The organism is Rhodohalobacter barkolensis, assembly GCF_002834295.1.
GTDB lineage: Bacteria > Bacteroidota > Rhodothermia > Balneolales > Balneolaceae > Rhodohalobacter > Rhodohalobacter barkolensis.
The window spans coordinates 383,792-400,844 of record NZ_PISP01000001.1 but is presented as its reverse complement, the minus strand read 5'-3'; the positions used below and the strand labels follow the sequence as shown (position 1 = coordinate 400,844).

The following is a 17,053-nucleotide window of genomic DNA, read 5'->3' as shown; positions in this document are numbered from 1 at the left end:
ACTTCTCACTTTGAAGAAGTTTTCATCTAAAAAAGATAAACAATCCGGCCACTTTTTTGTACTTTACCCGACCGGAGTTTAATCGATTACATTTCCAGGCTCAGGTTCAGTTGAATATTTCAGAAGTATAAATTTTTCTCCCAAAATGCCCAATCAGAACGGCTCAAACTATCAAAACAGTAAACAGAATTCATCAGCTCCACATGATGGCGGCAGAGTACCCCCGCAGGCTGTAGAGATTGAAGAAGCTGTTTTGGGAGCCATGCTGATTGAACACGAGGCGGCGACTATCGCCCTTCAACTTCTGAAACCTGACGATTTCTACAAGCCGGCTCATAAAAATATTTTTGAAACTCTTTTTGATCTATACGAGAGAGATAATCCTCTGGATCTGATCACTGTAGAAAATGAACTTCGGGATAACGGGCTACTCGATACAGTTGGAGGTCCCGGTTATCTGGCTGATCTGACCAGATCCGTCAGTTCAGCAGCAAGCGTAGACTATCACGCTCAGATTATCTCTGAAAAAGCTGTTAAACGAAACCTGATTCTAAACTGCAATGAGATTATCAAAGCAGCATACGATTCCACCACCGATGCGTATGAAGTGCTGGACCATGCAGAGCAGAGCATTTTTGATATAGCGAATACCAAAAGCCGCGCTAATGCCACCAAAATTGGGGATGTGCTGAAAGACACGCTCGCTCATCTTGAGGACCTCAGAGGTAAACCTGCGGGAGTTACAGGTGTGCCCACAGGTTTGGATGTAGACAATTATACATCGGGCTGGCAAAAAGGAGATCTCGTTATAATCGCAGCGCGCCCCTCCATGGGTAAAACTGCATTCACTTTGACCTGTGCCCGTAATGCGGCGCTCCATCCTGATGAAAATTTACAGGCAAATGTGGCACTGTTTAGCCTTGAGATGTCATCTCAACAGCTAGTTCAACGTTTTCTAACCATGGAAGCCCGGATTGATGCACAAGCGGCCCGAACCGGACGATTGAAAGATGAAGATTTTAAACGCCTGATTGATGCGGCCAGCCGCCTTTTCACAGCAAACATTTTTATTGACGACACTCCAAGTCTGAGTGTGATGGAGATGCGAACCAAATGCCGGCGTTTGAAAAGTGAGCACGATATCGGCTTAATTGTCGTCGATTACCTTCAGCTGATGACTGCTACATCAAAAGATGTGGGAAACCGGGAGCAGGAAATTGCTACTATATCCCGTGGATTGAAAGCTTTGGCCAAGGAATTGGACGTGCCGGTTATTGCACTTTCACAGCTTAGCCGTCAGGTTGAACAAAGAGGCGGTGATAAACGTCCTCAACTGAGTGACCTTCGTGAATCCGGTTCTATTGAGCAGGATGCCGATGTGGTTTGCTTTCTCTATCGACCTGAATATTACGGCATTACGACAACAGCAGAAGGTGAATCTACAAATGGCCTGGCTGAACTGATTATCGGAAAGCAGCGTAACGGACCCGTTGGTTCTACCCGGATGTTCTTTGTGAAGGAATACGCCCGGTTCGAAAAACTGACACGGGTAGAAAGTAATCCGTTTGGTGACTCAGATGACCAGGGAGCGTTGCCCCCTTCCAATGATGCCGGCGGTGATTCAGGCGGAGCACCTCCGCCATTCAGTCCAGGTGGAGATGACGAGGCGCCTTTCTAACCGCCCCGTACAATTTATCTTAACGTGAGTTCGACATATGGATCTTGAAGATGATTCTCCCCTCCTGTGTAAGGAGGGGTTGGGGGGAGGTAGCCTTGATGAACACAGGTTTAAAACCTAATCCGTTATTGGTTTTAACCACCCCTATATTCGCTTCGCGCTCAAAAATGAGCCCTCCTTGAAAAAGGAGGGGACTTTTTCAATGCCTTTACATTCATTTTATATCGAACTCACATTACCTTAGCAAAAATAAGAACCTCCTGCTATGCAATTTAAGACTAGACACCAAAGGTCTTTAAATATGCCGGAGTCACTGCTAAGCATAGTGAATGAATCAATAAATTAAAACGAGGCCAAACTCTCAGTTTGCTTCAGTTCATCAAATAGAGCATCATACTTTCCAATCATTCGGCTCCAATCCAGATGTTTGTTGATATTCTGAAGAGATGTTTTTGGGAGTGGCTGTGTTTTTCCGGTTAACAGATCTTTCAAATATTTAAACAGTTCATCCTCTGATTCATAAAGAACCGATGAGTGTAAAAGAGGTCTATGAAGACTTTCGGGTATCAATTCCGGATAGTGAAGCTGATTGGGAACCAGTGGATGGCAACCGCAGTAGACGGCTTCCATAATAGCCACACAGAAAAATTCATAGGTAGCAGTAGAAACAACAATATCACCTGAGTGAAGAAGTTTGCTGTAGCGTTCCGGATCATCCACGTATCCAAAATGGGTGATCTGATCGCCAAACCGTTTCCAAGCTCTTTCAAACTCCTCAGGTTTTTCATGCTTGGTATCTCCTGCCAGAATGAGATCAAATTCTAAATCTATATCATTCAGCCGATTCAGCACCTTAAAAAACATGGTGGGATTTCGGTCAAACTGCCAGCGCTGATTCCACACAATTACCGGGCGTTGATTCTGATCTCTTGTATCCGGATGCTGATCAAAAAACTTGAGGTCCAGGCCGGGATACATCACCATACTCTTATCTTTAATCTGTTGAACTGTGTTATAGGTTTTATCATCCGGGAAATTGTTTAAAAATTCGGGCAAGGCATCCAGCAGATCATTCATGTGAAAGTTGGAAGAAAAGAGCAGTTTATCAGCCGATAACATACTTAAATAGTTGATATGACAGTAGGTCAGATCTCTCTCCTCTCCTTCCGGCATCGGCTGGGTAAGCTGATTTTCATGCATCACCATAACCTTAGGAGTATGGGCAAATCTCGGATTGGTCAGAGCCAAAAAAGCCGGGAGATTGGTCATGCTGCTAACCAATAAAAGGTCAATCTCCTCATCAACATGGCTTGACATCTCGGCCAGTTTAACGGAGTCGCCGTGCATGCGCCATTTCCACCCTTTATAGTTCAGTTTAATGGGAATAATATTGTGACGGGAGTTCTCCTGAAGACCTTTCAAAAAGGCTTTATGAGATCCGCTGTAAAAAGGTTCAACTGCTAAGATATTCAATGTCCCAACCGATTTTATTTTGATCTGCGTAGATTTAGTTGAGAATATATAAAGAAAATGAGGGACATATTGGAGAGAAGAAGAGATAAAAAAACCCGTCAGATACAAAATGTGTCTGACGGGTTAAGATACTGCGATGTTAAGTATTTATCAGTTTAGTAATTGTCCTGATGGACTATGAATTACTTCACGAACAACATTTCACGATAAATTGGCAGTGGCCAATGATCGTCTGCGGTATAACGCTCCAGGAAGTCGACCGAATCTCGGATTTTACCCATCGCAGGGATTATTTTTGCTCGGTATTCTTTACAAAGATCCATCAAGTCTTCACTTTCCAGTTCATCCTGTGTCTTTTTAAGATCAACCAAAGCCTTGCCCAGATCATTGAGCGCTCCATTTACCGTTTCAAGCATCTCTTTTGATCCATAATTATCCAGACCAAGCTCTGATGTCTCTTTAACAGCAGCTGTTAACTCATTGATATATCGAATTGCGGCCGGATATACCATTGTTTTTGCAATGGCTTCCGTAGTATCCACTTCAATATTCAAATTGGTAACATACTGTTCAGCCCAGATCTCAAGACGGGAATGAACTTCGCGAGATGACATTACATTGTACTTCTCAAACAGATTGATATTCTTTTCATCTGTTAAGAGCGGAAGCGCATCAGCCGTCGATTTAAGATTCAACAAACCGCGTTTTTCCGCCTCTTCCTGCCAGTCATCAGAATATCCGTCGCCATTAAAAATAATATCTCTTGCCTCACTCATTGTTTCAACAAGAACTTCTTTCAATGAACTTTCCAGATCCTGTTTTTCCATCTTCTTCTCAAGACTGGTGCACATCGTGTCGATTGATTCTGCAACAGCTGTATTCAGTACCACGATCGGGAATGAAACCGACTGGCTTGATCCCACTGCCCTGAACTCAAACTTATTCCCTGTAAAAGCAAAAGGTGAAGTTCTGTTGCGATCGCCGGCATGTTTTGGGATGGTAGGCAGAACCGGTGATCCGAGTCCCATCAAACCGGATTTCATTGACTTCTTCAAACCGCCGTTCAACAGCTGCTTGATAATATCTTCCAGCTGCTCACCGATATACGCTGAAATAATAGCAGGCGGTGCTTCATTTGCACCCAATCGGTGATCGTTGCTTGCACTTGCTATAGCTATTCTCAGCAGATCCTGATGCTTATAGACCGCACTTAACACTGCTGAAAAGAAGAAAAGGAACTGCATATTTTCGTGCGGACTTTCACCCGGCTCCAGCAAGTTCATACCTTCGGTGGTGCTTAGTGACCAGTTAAGGTGCTTACCGCTACCGTTCAGCCCATCGAATGGTTTTTCATGAAGCAGGCACTCAAACCCATATTTTTTGGCAATTTTTTTCAAAACAATCATCATCAACTGCTGATGATCGGCTGCAATATTGCAGTTTTCAAAAATTGGAGCTACTTCAAACTGCCCGGGTGCCACTTCATTATGTCGGGTTTTTACCGGAATACCCAATCTGTAAAGTTCTCTCTCCGCTTCCAGCATGTATGAGAGTACACGATCCGGAATAGATCCAAAATAATGATCATCCAGTTCCTGACCTCTTGGAGGCTTTGCACCGACAAGAGTTCGTCCTGAAGTCATCAAATCTGGACGGCGATAGAAAAACTCCTGATCAATCAGAAAGTACTCCTGCTCACAGCCAACTGTTGATGTTACTCTTTTGGATTTTACTCCAAAAAGTGCCAGTGCTCTTTTCGTCTGCTCGTCCAATGTTTCTACTGATCGCAGTAGTGGTGTTTTATGATCGAGGGCTTCTCCAGTCCACGATGCAAAGGCTGTTGGAATACAGAGATACTTACCATTTTGGTTTTCAATCAGAAAAACCGGGGATGTTGGATCCCATGCTGTATATCCTCTGGCTTCGAAAGTTGCGCGCAAACCTCCGCTTGGGAAACTGGATGCGTCCGGTTCTCCCTGAATCAGATCTTTACCTGAAAATTCTGAAACGGCACCGCCTCCCTGGTTTGGAGTAATAAAACTGTCATGCTTTTCGGCAGTTGCTCCTGTAAGGGGCTGGAACCAGTGAGTAAAGTGAGTAGCTCCCATTTCGGTTGCCCACTCTTTCATGGCTAATGCAACCGCATCAGCTACGGACAAATTCAACTGTTGTCCCTCCTCAATGGTCATTTTCAGCTCTTGCCAAACAATTTTTGGAAGCCGTTCTCTAAGATCATCCAGTGTGAGGGTAAATTCTCCAAATACTTCCTTGATATGCATCTGTTTGAACTCACCATTGGCCTGAGGTGACCAATTTCTAGCTGCAGCAAGGGTATCATAGCGACGTTGTGTCTGTGTCATTTTATTAATGAAGTTTTAGTTCGGGGTTTTGAACAGCGGAAATATATCAGTGTTTCAAAATAATTAAAATTTTTTCTTACTAATTTTAAAATTCATTATTTATTTAAGTTTTAAACTAAATTAAAAAAATTTATTTAATTAAAAGCGCTTTCAGTTTTGCCTCTGACAAAAATAATTTACCCAATCCGTTATACCGTCGAATTTTTTAAGGGAGTCTTTGATTCTGTATCTTTGGTCAGAAATTTTTATAGAGTCACTAACTAATTATTCTCATTGAATTCATCTGCTTTTAAAGTCTGGCTCAATGCCGCTCGCCCCCAAACTCTGGCCGCCGCCTTTATTCCTGTGCTTGTCGGGGCATCCATTGCCTACAGGCATGATTCTCTTTTATGGGATGCCACTCTGGTAGCCATGTTCTGTGCATTTGCAATTCAAATCGGAACCAATTTCGCCAATGACTATTTTGATTTTGTGAAAGGAGCCGATACAGAAGATCGAATAGGATTTAAACGAGCCACCGCTTCGGGTGCCGTGGCACCGCAAACCATGCTTCGGGCTACTATTCTTACGATGTTCATCGCTTTCCTGGCCGGACTCTATCTTGTTTGGATTGGAGGATGGGTGGTTCTATGGATAGGTCTTCTCTCTCTACTTTTTGGAATACTATATACCGGCGGCCCTTTTCCTCTCGGTTACAATGGGTTGGGCGATATATTTGTATTCATTTTTTTTGGTTTTGTAGCCGTTATGGGAACAACTTACGTGAATACCCTGGAATGGTCGGAGCAGGCATTCTGGGCATCTGTCCCGGTAGGTGCACTTTGTGTGAATATCCTGGTTGTCAACAACCTGCGTGATGTGGAACAGGATAAAATTACAGGTAAACGTACACTCGGTGTTCTTTTTGGCGAAAGTGCGCTTAAAGTCGAGTATGTTTCTATGATTGCAGTAGCGTACCTGACTCCCGTTTACTTCTACTACTTTTTAGATTATTCCATTTTTATCATTCTCCCATATTTATCCATTCTCTTTGCGTGGAATCTAACCAAAGAGGTTTGGCACCACGAAGATAAAAGATCACTGAATAACACCCTGGAACGAACAGCTAAGTTGATGGTGGTTTTCGGTTTCCTTTTTGCAGCCGGTCTGATACTTTAAACTCTTTGATTGAACTCTATAAATATCAACTGCCCTTCAAAAATCCGTTTGTTACGGGTAAAGGTGAATTTCATCATAGAGAAGGAGTTCTCGTTCGATATTCAGATCACTCGGGAGAAGTTCTCACAGAGGCTTCCCCGCTACCCGGATTCTCAAAAGAATCAATCGATTCAATTTCCGGTGTACTTAAAGAAAAACAGAATGAGTTGAATGAATTTCTGTCCAAACCATTTACTATTCAAAATCTTCAGGAAATCTTAGAGGATTTTCCAAACCTCCCCTCTTTACAGTTTGCATTAAGCTTCTTAGGCTTGCAGATCCTGTCAAAAAGAAAAGACCAATCTCTTTATGAGCTTTTTGACTGTCAGAAAATACCCAATATTCAAGTAAACGAAATTATACCTATTCAAGATCTGGAGTCCTCTCTGCTTTATTTTAAAAAAAGTAGAAATCAGGGATTCAAAACGTTTAAGCTAAAATGTGGCTTTCCAGTTGATAGCCAGATCCAAATTTTGTCCAAGCTCCGTCAAAATTCTGATCATGAACTCAAATTTCGACTCGATGCCAATCAATCCTGGCCGGTAAAACAGACCCTATCTACTATTCAAATGCTCGAACCTTTCGATATCGAATACATTGAAGAACCTTTCAAATGGCACGATCTCGAGGTTTTCAAAAAAATAAGTGCTCAATCTCCAATTCCTTTGGCGTTGGATGAATCCATCCAAAATATTGAACATTTAAAAACGCTTCTCAGGGAACTGCCTGAAAACTTTTTAGTGATCAAGCCGATGCTGCTTGGAAATTTAATCGACCTATTTGAAACAATACGGGGTGAAAGAACTCATTTTAATAGGATCGTTGTTACAACTACGCTGGAATCTTCGATTGGCAGGACAATGGCAGCTTCAGCAGCCACGTTAATCGGTGATCCAAATTTGGCTCACGGCCTAAATACAGGTTATCTCTTTCATTCCGATCTTTCAGATGATCCGGAAATAGTAAGAGGAGAAATCAACGTACCAAAATCGGGTTTCAGAAATTTTAAATTAAATGATTTAAATCAAAGTCTACTGAGTAAATTCTGAATGTAAATATCAGGTTAACAGAAGAAATCAAGTCATGACTCCGGCATCCATAAATACTGATCTGTTTCAAAATCCTGACAAAAGCCTGATTTTTTTGGCTTCGGACCGGAATGAATACACCTATCAAAATCTTTACGGGTTTACTGACTGGCTTTTAAAAAAGACAGAAGGAGTCTCATTTTCTGCTCACAAACCTCTTCTAATTTGCTCTCCATCTTCTGATGAAGTCATTTTTTTAATCTCTGCCTGTTTTTTGTTAAAAATACCTTTCATTTCTCTTCATGAAGATTTTTCTGATTCGGATGCAGAAAAACTTAAGGATCAGATAGACCCTGCTCTCATTTACACAACTGATGAGAACCGATTCGACCAAACTTTTACCGCATCGAATCTTCAGATTTCTAATGACGAATTATTACGAACAGCAGATTTCAACACCACATCTTTTAGCTTACACGATCCCGAACAAATAGCCGGACTATTTTTAACGTCCGGTTCAACCGGTACTCCAAAAATTGTACCGATTAAAAGACGACAAGTATTTTTTGCGGCACAGGCATCAGCCGAGAATTTTAAACCGGGTAAGAACAAATATTGGCTTTTATGTCTTCCTCTCAACCATGTGGGAGGGATTTCAATCATACTCAGATCGTTACTCTACGGTTCCGCTATCTATAGAGTTGACAAATTTGAAACCGAGGAAGTTAGCAATCTGCTTGCGAATCATCGGGAGTTCGAAGTAGCATCCATGGTACCCACCATGCTGATAAATATTATGGATGATTCTCACTTTCAAACTCATCCAAAATTCAAGGCCATTTTACTGGGTGGCGGGCCCATAACTTTGGAACTGATTGAATGGGCGATCACCCGCGGAATTCCCATTGTGACGAGTTACGGCATGACCGAAACCTTTGCTCAAATAGCAGCCAATCCCATTCTTTCGCCCAGCGGGATGTATTCACCTAAGAACAGCGTTGGAAGATTATTTCCACCAAACTCGATCGAAATTCGTAATGATGAAGGAGCCGCCCTCCCATTACGGGAATCCGGCCAGATCTGGTTAAAAGGTCCACAGATATTTGACGGATATCTATCAGAAGATTTAAATGAAATTGTGTTTGACGAGAATGGATGGTTTAAAACCGGTGATTTTGGATATCTGAACTTTCGAAAACAGCTTTTTATTGAAACAAGACGAACCGACTTAATCATTACCGGAGGTGAAAATGTAAATCCACATGATGTAGAGCAAGTCATTGAAACATTTCCGGGAATCAGCCGTTCTGCCGTAATTGGCGTACATGATAAAAAATGGGGTCAGCGTGTTGTGGCTTTTTATACCTCCGATATGGATCAAATAGATGAAACGGAATTAAAAACTTATCTTAAAAAAGAACTGCTGGCCTATCAGGTTCCCAAAGAGCTGATTCGCAAAGATAGTCTGCCAGTTACGGCTTTGGGTAAAATCAAAAAAAGAGAACTATTACGCTCATATAGAGATTAAATCGCCGTTTTTAGATCTCCTTAATTAAAAAAGACTAACTCGCTAAACCGTCTTTAAGTTGGGATCTTTATAGTAGAAAATTTATTAAGCATGATTTACAAAAGACTTTTAGGACTGTTCATTTTAGCTCTGCTCCCACTGTTTGCTTTTGCTCAATCTCAGCAAAACGTGAGTATTTCTGTCTCAGCCACCGTAGCCGGAACCGTGGAGATGATTACCATCAACACCGTAGATTTTGATGATATTGAGCAGGAAGGTTCCGAAATACGGGTTGATCCGATTTTTGGTGAGCGATCCGGCAAGATGGTCGCACGCGGAACGCCCAATGCAGAATTCAGGGTTGACTACATCCGCCAACGCGAACTGGTTAACTTAGATGGCGAAGGCATCATCTTTTTTAATTATGAAGTAGCCGGTAATGGCATTGATGATCAGGAGACCGCAGAACTTCTGGATCAGGATATTCGTGATCTGCAGTTTAACGAAGAGGGTGAGTTTTACTTCTGGATAGGTGGAACCATAGATCTGAGTGACGTAAATCCTGGCAGCTATCAAGGTGAATTTACAATCGAAATAGAGTATATCTGATTGAGTTGATATTAATTTTCAAACATATCAAAACAGCGTTCATTGCAGTCCTACTGATTGGATTATCTGTAAATAGTGCGCTTTCACAGGATATCGAGTTTGGCCAGTATGGCACCTATACCATAGAACTGGAAGATATTGGTCTTGAAGATTTAGTATTTCAAGGCCCGATTAACAGCAACAGTGGGATACATCAGGTTGAACTGATCGACTCTAAGGTACTGGCCATAATTGGGGTAAAATATTTAGACGTGGATGTAGATATCACTGCTGAAGGTAAATTACTACTGGATGGTAATCCGACGTATGATTCAGACCCTCAGCGATCCATTCCGTTTACACTGGAAGCGGCATTCACAAACAGCGGAGAGAATAATGTATCATCTGCTAGACCCATTGGTATTGCAAACACACCTTCCTTAAGTACCGGTAATGCCCGGTTTCCCATACTTTCTCGCAGACAGCGACCACCGGGGCCTCCACCCACACCGCCCACCGGAGATTTTGATCAATCTTTAGTGAATGAAACCGCTTATCTCTATTTCTATGGACAAATTGATGTCGGAAATGTAGTCGCGGGTTCTTACAGAGGCACCATTACGGTCACAGTGGAGTACAGATAGATATGAAGAAGGTTTATTTTTCTACATTCTCTGATATTCGCTCAAACTATTTTCAAGCATATCCTATTTTATTTCTGCTCGCTTCGCTTTTATTGAGTCTGTTACCCATCATTGCTCAATCTCAATCTTTAAACATTCAGATTGATGTAGAGCCTGAAGTTGAAACTACTGTTGAGCGCAGTCTCGATTTTGGTCAGGTCATCACAGGAATGGGGCTTCAGACAATTCCACCCGGCTCTCCGAATATGGGAGTCTTTCGAGTTCGCGCCTTGCAAACCCAAAGGTTAATTATTCAAATGGAATCTGATCGTGAACTACAGCACGAAAACCCGGATATCCTGGATACAATCCCCATCGAACTGCAGGCGGCATATACAAATTTTGATCTACAAGATTTTGAGCTCAGTACTCCTTTGAACGATATCGGACAAAGCCTTGTATTGGAGTCTCCATCAAACAATCCGGATTCAGCATGGAGCTCACTCTATATTTATGTGTTTGGAAATATAGATATTGGCAATGTGCCTGAAGGCGTCTACACCGGTGAAGTGGTGCTGACTGTGATTTATGAGTAGTTACCGAACGGGCTTGCATTAAGTGGCTCTAACGGTATTAAGCGGGTATTATAGCCCTTTAATTAAAGCTCTCTAACTTGGGGTAAGTCAGACAACCACTTATCTTGTTTGTAGAAACAAAAAAGAATCGCTCTAAAGATTTTTAAACAACAATAAAATCATCGAAAAAATGAAAAAATTAAGCTCTCTCATAATTGCTCTATTTGTACTCTCAGCCGGGACGGTTTTTGCACAAACAAATACTGCTGAAATTGGTGTTACAGCAGATGTTTTAGCCGAATTGAATGTTGCTGGTACTGATGTTTCATTCGGAAATGTTCAGCAAGGTTCGGTAGCAGAAGTTCAGGCAAATGGAAGTGATATTACAAGTTCAAACGCAAGTGCCCCTTCAGCAGGTTCACTCACAATTACCGCAGATGGACAAGAGTATATCGTAGAAGTTACTCAAAATGCTGTTCTTGAAAATGCTGACGGAGATCAACTTACATTCACCCATAGAGTTTTTGATGGTGGTAATGATGTAACAGCAGACGTTGACGGTACAGGATACAACGTATCTGGTGGTGGTGATTTAACCTTGGATATTGGTGGACAACTCCAATCTCCTACAGCTTCAGGTAATTACTCAACAAATACCGGGGGTGGTCTACCACTTGTATTTGAAGTAAATTACAATATTTAAGACTTACACTTCAATATGTTAAAACCCCACTATTTCGTGGGGTTTTTTTATTTCGTAAGTTCAGCAATATTTGTTGAATAAAATGACACGTTCATGAAAATTCGTCTACTATCACTTCCTTTTGCTCTGCTGTTGCTCTTTGCTTTTTCCGTACAGGCTCAGGTAACGATCTCTCCTACCGCCGTTTTTCTCGATAAAAACAGTAAGGTCGGATCATTCTATGTCTCCAATCCATCAAACAGTGCCGTAGAAGTTCGACTCGGTTTCGAGTTTGCCTACCCTGCTACGGATGAAGATGGAAGAGTTTTTCTGAATTATGAAGATTCTGAAGCTGAAGAAAAATTTTCCCTTGTACCTCATTTACGGGCTTTTCCAACCACTTTTGTATTACAGCCGAATGAGCGACAAACAGTTCGTTTAGTCGGACGAATTCCTCAAAATTCTGATCCGGGAATGTATTGGACCCGAATGCGTGTCTCCTCTAATCAGCTTACTCCGCCAATTGGTGAGGTTGCTGAAGGACAGGTCGCCGCTCAGGTCTCTTTCCAGATTGACCAGGTCACTGCAGTGTTGGTTCAGCACGGAAGTGCTGAAACGGGATTGGAAGTTCACCGTTCAGAAGCTATGGTTGATGATGACCGGTTAGTTGTTATTACTGATGTAGAGCGCACCGGTAACTCTCCTTTCATCGGAAGTGTAAGGACCCGGGTTATGAACTCCAATGGTCAGGAAGTTGATTCCAGGCGTTCATCCACCTCTGTCTATTTTCGCAACAATCAGCGTGTAGAATTTGATACGTCAAACTGGCCTTCCGGTCAATACTCTGTAGAAACTATGTTTGAATCGCAAAGAAATGATATCTCATCGCAAAACCTGCTGCAAATTTCTGAAGTAAGTGAGCGAACAACGTTTACGATTGAGTGATTAAAAAATGCCTTCTGATAACACATCTTTTTCTTCTGTTCCTGAGTCCTTCGATATTTGATTCGGCAGAGGCTCAAAGTTCAGACCAGGAGGTATTTCTACAGTTTCGTCATGAAGGAGTCGTTAACACATATGTTTCAGCGTTATACGAACGCGATCAATTTTATCTTTCCGTAGCAGACCTTTTCCAAGCCCTTCAGATTGATGTAACTATTGATCAGGCGGCATTCACAATATCCGGTAATTATCTTGGCGAAGGCAGATATATACTCAATTTCGATTCACGCCGGGCACAGTTCTCAGATCAGGACATCACCCTCACCGCCGATGACTATGTCATTACTGAATTTGGATACTACCTCGATCCTGAAATACTATATCAGCTCTTTGAACTTGAGTTCATTATCGACTTCAGCAATCTATCTGTTTCGCTGGAATCGCCTGATACCATGCCGGTTGTTGCGCAAAGAGAACGTGAAGTACGACGGGAACGACTCCTACGAACTCAACGAGAACTCAGACGTGATTTCTATCCCCTTCGCTTTGATCGGAACAGGAGTATTTTCGATGCCGGATTTATCGATTACAATTTGACGGCTAACCTGAATGAATCGGGTAACAGTTATTTGTACAGTACCAACATCGGGACGGAATTAGTGGGCGGTGACCTACAGGGAACACTTTTTGGCAGTTATTCCGAAACGGCATCATCTCTGCGATCCAGCGGATTGAGATGGCGCTACGGTATCCGGGATAATGAATGGATAAGTACAATTATTGCCGGACAATCCACGGCTGAAGGTCTTGCCCCGGTTGCATATACCGGAGTCCGTTTTACGAACGAACCCATTGAACCGAGATATATCTACGATGAGACCGTTTTTTCAGGTACAGTAGAACCTGATTCAGAAGTTGAACTCTATCGAAACAACACCCTCGTCGATTTTACACAGGCTGATGGCAGCGGTATCTATCGATTTTCCATTCCTCTAACGTATGGTTCGTCAAGCTACACGATACGAGCTTACAGTCCAACCGGCGAAATGACTACCCGCGATGCAAGATTACAAATACCATTCAATTTTTTACCGCCCGGAGAAGTTAACTATACCATAAATGCCGGCCGTGTTGATAATCCTGTTGCCGGTTCCACTAATCGTGGAATGGTTTCCAAAGCAAATTTAAGTGCAGGACTTACTGACCGCTTCACTGCATCAGGCGGAGTTGAATATTTTGAAGACTTTCACAATGATCTGCCAACGTTTACTGCCGGTTTATCCACTCGATTAGCCGACAGCTATCTGCTCTCCTTTGAGGCAGCCAATAATGCGTTCTACAGGGCAACGGGAAGTGTTATTTACCCCAACAACGCGAGTTTTAATTTAGATTACACTTACTACAACACACAGGGTGGAATTTACAATACCAGCAGAAATCAATCTTCAATCCGTGCAAACCTATTTACTCCGGTAAACATTGCAGACTGGCCCCTGTTCCTAAGATGGTCTGTTACCAACGAACAACGTCAAACCGGTGCGGTTACTCGTTACAGACTTGACCTGAATACAAGAGTAGGCCGCGCTAACCTTCGGTTTGGGTACAGAGACACTCAATTGGGAAACCTTTCATTTCAAACAACACCGGTAGCCCGGTTAAACTCTGCTATTACATATAATTTTTCCCGAAGCAGGGATATCCCTTCACTGTTACGAAGTGTATTTGTAAGGGCTCAAGCCAATTATATTCCATCCATTTCCAGAATTGAAGATGCTGAAATTCAATTCAGCAGAAATGTAACAAGAAGAGGACGATTTCAATTTTCTGCGGGAAGAAACTTTGTGGGTGATTTCAACCTCTTCAGATTTTCACTCACATTCGACTTCGATGCGATTCGCTCAAACACAACGGTACGATCTGTACGCAATTCAACCACTCTCACACAAAGCTTGAGAGGATCGGTCGGTTACGATTCAAACCACAGTTACGCACTCTTTACAAACAGACAGCAAGTAGGACGAGCCGGAATTGCAACACGTATGTTTGTTGACAACAACAACAATGGCACTTATGACGAAGGAGATGAATTAATACCAGAAAATGCTATTCGGATTGATCGTGCAGGCGGAAATACATTCTCCAAGGGAGAAATCAACTATATCTCCCAACTGCAGCCCTACCGACAGTACAATATGACGGTAAATAAGGGATCCATTACAAATCCGTTGCTCATACCACAATTTGAACAATTTTCGATAGTAACGGATCCAAATCAGTACAAGCTGATAGAGATCCCGCTTTACATGTCCGGCATTGTAGAGGGTAAGATTACACGTCAAATGCCTGATGGCACAACGACCGGTCTCGGCGGACTCCGACTCTATTTGAAACAGATCAATGTTCCTGAAGGAGTTCAACCGCATACAGAAGAAATCAGAACGTTTTCTGATGGGAGTTTTTACACCTATGAGGTTCCACCGGGAGACTATGTGATTGAGCCGGATCCATCGCAGCTTAACTTTCTAAATGCCACTCCCGAACTAGAAGCTATTGAATTTAAGGTTGAAGCTTTGGCAGAGGGTGACTTTGTTGAAGGTCTTGAAATGACTATGCTGCCGGCTGATGATCCTCAACGCCGTGAACCGATTGAAGAAATTCCTATAACAGCAGCCTCACTCATTGGTTTAAACGGTACCGATTCTAATATCAACTACAAAGAAAACTGTAGTTATAGCATTCAGCTGGGAACCTTTACAGGTTTTACTGACGCTGCTGACCTCGCTTCGTATGCAGAGAATCTATCCGATCTTGAGCTTCAGATTGATTTCAATGCCTCTAATCAGCTGTATACGGTCAGAACGACTCCATTCGATGACTTTGACTCTCTATCAAATCAGATATCTGACTTTAGAAATTCAAATATTGGGAGGCTTTCAGTGATTCATCATTGCGATTCACCCGATAGTGATGAAGATCTACATATCCATGTTGGAGCGTACGATTCGCGAGAACGCGCCAATAGTTTAAGAGATCGTATTCAAGCTGAACTGGAAGACCAAAATGTATTTATTTACCCCGACCGGGATAGTAACCTATTCAGAGTATTTGTCGGACCTTTTACAAATCGAAGCGCTTTAGTATCCACACTTCACGAACTGGCTTTTGAAGGTTATTATGATGAACTGCTTGCCGGATTGGAGGATGAGGACGAACTTGCGCCGCAAACAGATCTGACATACGCCCTTAGTCTGGAAACATTCATGGATTCGGAAAGTGCCCGGCAATTTATAGAAAATACCCGCGATCAAATAGACGAAGAGCTACAAATCATTCAAACAGAAGATGGCCGGTTTCAGGTCGTAACAGAGAGTCGGGTAAGTGACCTTGAGGAGTTGAAACAGATCAATCAAAACATCAAAGAAGCGACAGGCATAACCGGCCGTGATATTGTTATCTATGAACCTATCGATAGAACCGGGTTAACCCCTGATTCTTTAGATACAGATACATTGGAAACCGATGAACCAAAAGTTGTTGAAATTTTGGAAGAAGCTGAGTTTAGTACAGTTGATGATGATCCTTTTGCAGACATTCGGTCAATGGAATTTGCTCCAATTCGTGCTCAGGAAAGTCTTACCTGCAGCTATCCAATTCAGGTTGGAAGTTTTGGTAATGCCAGGGAAGCATCTGCAAAAGCAAATCAGATAAGTGATCGGTTGGACGAAGAGATATTCCTTGTCTACAATGAATCTACTGAACTATTTGGTCTGAGAACGTCCCCTATTGATAATATTTCAGATGCCCTGTTTCAGCTGATATTATTTAAGGATCAGGATCCGCTTAACCAGTATGCGATCGTAGGACTTTGTACAGACCGAGGAATGCCTGTAGAAGAAACCTATACACGTTTTATCATTCCAATTGCTCAGTTTGACCAAGAGGCAGAGGCAAGGGATTTAGCTAATGAGATATCGGATAAACTTGAGATTGAAGTATCTGTGAAAACTGAAACGACTCAGGTCTTCGATGTCATAGCCGGACCTTTTTCAGAATTTGATTCGGCTAATGAAGCTTTAAACAAATTACGGGATAAAGGTTTTATTGATAATCAGGAAATTGAAGTTGATCCTGAAACCTCTCTGCCACTCAATTTGACTTTTAGAATTTATCTGGGTGAAATTTCTGACATTGATGATTACACAGAGATAAGTACAGACTATTTCAGAGCTACCAATAGACGACTTTCTATTGAGACCGATCAGCAAGCCATTCGGTTATTCGATCAAAGTGAGTTCAGGTCGTGGGAAAGATTTATCGAAATTTTTAACGAAGTGAACAAAAAAGCAGACCTGCGTCCTCTCGAAATTTTCATTCTCGATTAAGCAGGCCTGTATTGCCAT

General features: G+C 42.2%; 12 protein-coding genes. 10 read left to right on the top strand and 2 right to left on the bottom strand.

All coding sequences use genetic code 11. The features are described 5' to 3' along the window. Nucleotides 1–145 precede the first annotated feature (145 nt). Nucleotides 146–1,678: a replicative DNA helicase gene (dnaB, locus tag CWD77_RS01615; protein WP_101071483.1), complete on the top strand. Its 1,533-nt coding sequence runs from the start codon at nt 146–148 to the stop codon at nt 1,676–1,678. Nucleotides 1,679–2,020: 342 nt separating this feature from the next. Here the strand turns inward: dnaB and CWD77_RS01610 are convergent, their stop codons facing one another. Together CWD77_RS01610 and CWD77_RS01605 are read right to left on the bottom strand one after the other, a co-directional pair. Continuing rightward, nucleotides 2,021–3,151, bottom strand: a complete 1,131-nt coding sequence (locus CWD77_RS01610) for a tRNA-queuosine alpha-mannosyltransferase domain-containing protein (RefSeq protein ID WP_101071482.1) — start codon at nt 3,149–3,151, stop codon at nt 2,021–2,023. Between the two features lie 182 nt (nt 3,152–3,333). Further along, complete coding sequence (locus tag CWD77_RS01605) at nt 3,334–5,511, bottom strand: glutamine synthetase III family protein (RefSeq protein WP_101071481.1); 2,178 nt, start codon at nt 5,509–5,511, stop codon at nt 3,334–3,336. Between the two features lie 273 nt (nt 5,512–5,784). Here CWD77_RS01605 and CWD77_RS01600 point away from each other — a divergent pair, with 273 nt between their 5' ends. From CWD77_RS01600 to CWD77_RS01560, 9 genes are all read left to right on the top strand, one after another. Continuing rightward, nucleotides 5,785–6,669: a 1,4-dihydroxy-2-naphthoate polyprenyltransferase gene (locus CWD77_RS01600; protein WP_101071480.1), complete on the top strand. Its 885-nt coding sequence runs from the start codon at nt 5,785–5,787 to the stop codon at nt 6,667–6,669. Between the two features lie 5 nt (nt 6,670–6,674). Then, complete coding sequence (gene menC / locus CWD77_RS01595) at nt 6,675–7,757, top strand: o-succinylbenzoate synthase (protein WP_101071479.1); 1,083 nt, start codon at nt 6,675–6,677, stop codon at nt 7,755–7,757. 34 nt (nt 7,758–7,791) lie between these two features. After that, complete coding sequence (locus CWD77_RS01590; RefSeq protein ID WP_101071478.1) at nt 7,792–9,264, top strand: AMP-binding protein; 1,473 nt, start codon at nt 7,792–7,794, stop codon at nt 9,262–9,264. Nucleotides 9,265–9,354: 90 nt separating this feature from the next. Further along, nucleotides 9,355–9,852, top strand: coding sequence for a hypothetical protein (locus CWD77_RS01585; RefSeq protein WP_101071477.1), 498 nt, complete (start codon nt 9,355–9,357; stop codon nt 9,850–9,852). A 5-nt stretch (nt 9,853–9,857) separates the two neighbouring features. Continuing rightward, nucleotides 9,858–10,475 carry a hypothetical protein gene (locus CWD77_RS01580; RefSeq protein WP_101071476.1) on the top strand — a complete coding sequence of 206 codons (618 nt, stop codon included), beginning with the start codon at nt 9,858–9,860 and terminating at the stop codon, nt 10,473–10,475. A gap of 2 nt (nt 10,476–10,477) precedes the next feature. Continuing rightward, complete coding sequence (locus CWD77_RS01575) at nt 10,478–11,050, top strand: hypothetical protein (protein WP_101071475.1); 573 nt, start codon at nt 10,478–10,480, stop codon at nt 11,048–11,050. 169 nt (nt 11,051–11,219) lie between these two features. Then, complete coding sequence (locus CWD77_RS01570) at nt 11,220–11,732, top strand: hypothetical protein (RefSeq protein WP_101071474.1); 513 nt, start codon at nt 11,220–11,222, stop codon at nt 11,730–11,732. Nucleotides 11,733–11,825: 93 nt separating this feature from the next. After that, on the top strand, nt 11,826–12,656 hold the full coding sequence (locus CWD77_RS01565) for a fimbrial biogenesis chaperone (RefSeq protein ID WP_101071473.1): 831 nt from the start codon (nt 11,826–11,828) through the stop codon (nt 12,654–12,656). Next, on the top strand, nt 12,653–17,035 hold the full coding sequence (locus CWD77_RS01560; protein ID WP_101071472.1) for an SPOR domain-containing protein: 4,383 nt from the start codon (nt 12,653–12,655) through the stop codon (nt 17,033–17,035). Before CWD77_RS01565 ends, CWD77_RS01560 begins: the two co-directional genes overlap by 4 nt. Nucleotides 17,036–17,053: the final 18 nt, after the last annotated feature.

Excerpts from the sequence above, each read along its gene's own strand:
- CWD77_RS01585 (WP_101071477.1), top strand. The coding sequence starts at position 9,355 with ATGATTTACAAAAGACTTTTAGGACTGTTCATTTTAGCTCTGCTCCCA.
- CWD77_RS01605 (WP_101071481.1), bottom strand. The coding sequence starts at position 5,511 with ATGACACAGACACAACGTCGCTATGATACCCTTGCTGCAGCTAGAAAT.
- CWD77_RS01590 (WP_101071478.1), top strand. The coding sequence starts at position 7,792 with ATGACTCCGGCATCCATAAATACTGATCTGTTTCAAAATCCTGACAAA.
- CWD77_RS01575 (WP_101071475.1), top strand. The coding sequence starts at position 10,478 with ATGAAGAAGGTTTATTTTTCTACATTCTCTGATATTCGCTCAAACTAT.
- CWD77_RS01565 (WP_101071473.1), top strand. The coding sequence starts at position 11,826 with ATGAAAATTCGTCTACTATCACTTCCTTTTGCTCTGCTGTTGCTCTTT.
- CWD77_RS01570 (WP_101071474.1), top strand. The coding sequence starts at position 11,220 with ATGAAAAAATTAAGCTCTCTCATAATTGCTCTATTTGTACTCTCAGCC.
- dnaB (WP_101071483.1), top strand. The coding sequence starts at position 146 with ATGCCCAATCAGAACGGCTCAAACTATCAAAACAGTAAACAGAATTCA.